The 254-nt window shown below is 48.4% G+C and carries 2 tRNA genes; both read right to left on the bottom strand.

From position 1 onward, the window contains the following. Positions 1-54: 54 nt before the first annotated feature. Positions 55-130, bottom strand: a tRNA-Ala gene (locus Q0794_RS18165). Positions 131-176: 46 nt separating this feature from the next. Then, a tRNA-Ile gene (locus Q0794_RS18160) sits at positions 177-253 on the bottom strand. Between the last annotated feature and the right edge of the window lies 1 nt (position 254).

Below are 254 nucleotides of genomic sequence, written 5' to 3'. Positions count from 1 at the left end.
TTGCTTATCTAAGGCTTCTCATCATGTTGGTCACTTATTCTAGTTAAGAATGAGTGGTGGAGCTATGCGGGATCGAACCGCAGACCTCCTGCGTGCAAGGCAGGCGCTCTCCCAGCTGAGCTATAGCCCCAACATGGTGTATATAAATAGAAATCCAATTTCATTTTACAAGAAATTGGTGGGTCTGGGCAGATTCGAACTGCCGACCTCACCCTTATCAGGGGTGCGCTCTAACCAACTGAGCTACAGACCCA

Source organism: uncultured Psychromonas sp. (assembly GCF_947489755.1).
GTDB lineage: Bacteria > Pseudomonadota > Gammaproteobacteria > Enterobacterales > Psychromonadaceae > Psychromonas.
The sequence above is the reverse complement of the archived record's forward strand: the minus strand, read 5'-3'. Positions and strand labels throughout refer to the sequence as shown.